At 46.6% G+C, this 2719-nt stretch carries 3 protein-coding genes; 1 reads left to right on the top strand and 2 read right to left on the bottom strand.

Going from position 1 to position 2719, the window contains the following annotated elements; all coding sequences use genetic code 11:
• Positions 1 to 39 precede the first annotated feature (39 nt).
• Both ENN47_05330 and ENN47_05325 read right to left on the bottom strand, forming a co-directional pair.
• Positions 40 to 1857, bottom strand: a complete 1818-nt coding sequence (locus tag ENN47_05330) for an FAD-dependent oxidoreductase (protein HDP77596.1) — start codon at positions 1855 to 1857, stop codon at positions 40 to 42.
• Positions 1850 to 2161, bottom strand: a complete 312-nt coding sequence (locus ENN47_05325) for a (2Fe-2S)-binding protein (protein HDP77595.1) — start codon at positions 2159 to 2161, stop codon at positions 1850 to 1852. The genes ENN47_05330 and ENN47_05325 overlap by 8 nt, the downstream gene beginning before the upstream one ends.
• Positions 2162 to 2372: 211 nt before the next feature.
• On the opposite strand from ENN47_05325, the gene ENN47_05320 reads away from it, so the two are divergent.
• The coding region (locus ENN47_05320; GenBank protein ID HDP77594.1) for a glycerophosphodiester phosphodiesterase at positions 2373 to 2719 on the top strand (347 nt) is incomplete at its 3' end.

The raw sequence follows: 2719 nt of genomic DNA, 5'->3' as shown, positions 1-2719 counted from the left end.
GTTCCGATTACACCCCCGCCTATTATTACAACTCTGTACCTACTCTTCACAGCAATCATCACCGCTTTCAGCTACTGCTCTGAAACTTACCGGAATCGCAGGCGGTCTGAAAATCCCGGGAGACAGTCTCTCAATGGGTATGCCTGTTTCCTCAGACAAGATCATCAGGGTGTTCAGCCTGCAAGTTCTTCCCCCGCAGGGTCCCATACTTATTCTCAGGTATCTTCTAAGTTCTTCGAAGTCCGTATAGCCATCACCGATTGCCTTTCTTACTTGATCAACCGTTACTTCTTCACAGCGACAGACAAAAGACTTGGATTCTTCGGAGGGCACAAAGATATGTCGGACATCTGAAGCAAACTCGCAGGGAACGTTTATGTAAACAAGGTTTGTCTTGTTGGGCGATCTGACCACTCTCTCTACTTTAACATTGCAGATTGCCTCTCCATTTCTTCCCAGCGCTGTCACTTGTTGTTCCTCGATAGGAAATGGAAGGAATTCGTAAGGAATTCCAACAGAACATGTGCCATCCTCGTTCTCTCTAAACATGAAAATTGCAAGTCCCGGACATTTGGTTGCGCAGATACCGCATCCAGTACACTTTGAATAGTCTATGATCGGTCTATTGTTTATATTATCGCCAATGGTTATGGCACCGACCGGGCAACTTGTTTCACATGGATTGCAGGGAATGGCTTCGAAACATTCGATTATTGGTCGCATCTTACCCACATACTTGGTGAAATCGTCGGGACTCTCCTTCGCGAATGACGCTTCCTCAAACTCATTTCCAAGTTTAGCTAGACCGGCTCTCGTCTTTGACGAAGTGGGACCGCTTCTGAAATTCCTGAGAGTATTCTTCAAGTACGTCAGTCGCTCTTGACTGCAATTTTCGGTTAGGTCACTGACCACGGCAAGACCTGCGATTTGTCCTTCAATCATAGCCGTAGTTGCTTCTTCAATTCCGGCAGCATCACCGGCTACAAATACGTCACGCACTGATGTTCTCATGTTTTCATCTCTTAGAGGGATATACCCTCCGAGCTCTTTGATATACTTCAATTGACAGCCGGCCTGAGCCGCCAGCTCAACTGATGGTGAGAGCCCCACCGCAATGCAAATCGTGTCAACGACTAACTCCCTCTCGCTTCCAGCAACTGGTCTCCATTTTTCATCAAGCCTGGCAATAACGGCTCCCCTCACAGACTCCTCTCCAATTGCTCTTAAGACCGTGTGCTGCAGCAAAATAGGAATTCCTACTCTTTTCACCTTGTCTGCATGTACCTGGTAACCGCCTATCCTGTTTGAAGCCTCAAGTATCGCTCTGACCTCTACACCTGCCTGAAGCAGCTGGTAAGAGACTATGAGTCCAATGTTTCCAGATCCGATCATAAGCACACTTCTTCCGGGGAGAATCCCGAATTGATTCATAAGGGTCTGAACCGCACCGGCTCCATAGACTCCGGGCAGGTCATTGTTTTCAAACTGAATAAACTTCTCCGACGCACCTGATGCGACGATAATTTTTTTTGGGTTCAGAAGTGAAGTCTGATCGTTTTTCATATCATGTACGAGTACTCCATCAGGATAGATAGCGACAACGGAGCTTTCGTTTTGAATCTTCGCAGAGTCCAGGGAATTCAGTTGTTCAGTAAGACTTGTGCCAATTTCGAAGCCTCTCACCGAAGCAAAAAAACTCTCATTTCCAAAGAATTTGTGTGTCTGTTTGACTAATTGACCGCCGGAGAAAACCCCTTCATCGACAACTAGAACCGAGAGCCCGTTCTTTGCAGCTTCTATTGCACTTGAGAGCCCGGCCGGTCCGCCTCCTATGACAAGAAGATCTAGATTACTCACCAATCTCACCCCTGCCATGCTGTCTTCTAACAGTCATTCCGGGTCTTACGAGAGTTATGCAAGTACGCACGTTAGGTTTTCCGTCCACTTCCATCAGGCACGAGGAACACTTGCCGATCGCGCAAAACAATCCTTGCGGACGTTCTTCCTTCGCGCTGTAACGTAAGACCTTAATACCGTTGGCATGAAGGGCGGCAGCTATCGTCTCACCTGAGTATGCTGAAAGTTCTCTCCCTTCGAAAAAGAAAGTAATTAGCTTTCTCCTCTCGAATGAAAGAAGCGGATGCTCCTTTATCCTTTCCAAGGTATCGCCTCCATACAATATCTATTACAAGTATAATTCCTTTTCTTTCCCTGAAGAAAACCAGCATGATAACGCATACTCTTGAACAAGCAACGTATCCTGCTATAATTATGGATATACGCAATTGTCGGAATCGAGGCCGATTAATTGGCAACTCGATCGTCAAATTCCGAGGCTTCGACGTCGGTTAATTTGTTAAATGGAGGTTTCTATGAATTCCAGGCCTTTGATTCTAGGGCACAGAGGTATGGGAACGGGTACGGGGGAAAATTCCCTTCTTTCACTTGTGAGAGCAGTTCAGGTTGGAGCTGACGGAGTCGAACTGGATCTACAACTTACAGGAGACGGAGTGCTTGTCGTAAACCATGATTCCAGTTTGAAAAGGACACTGGGTGTAGATGTTGAGTTAAGAGATACGAGCTTCAAGAGACTCAAGAAAATGCATCTGGTCAATCCTGAAGGAATTACGACTCCCGAAAAAGTCTTCCTTGAGCTTCCTGAGACGGCTTTTGTCAATTTGGAGATCAAGGACCCCAGAGCGGCAGATCTTGTTATTCC

The sequence above is a fragment of the Mesotoga infera genome (assembly GCA_011045915.1).
Taxonomy (GTDB): domain Bacteria; phylum Thermotogota; class Thermotogae; order Petrotogales; family Kosmotogaceae; genus Mesotoga; species Mesotoga infera_D.
This window is presented reverse-complemented; position numbering and strand designations above follow the sequence as displayed.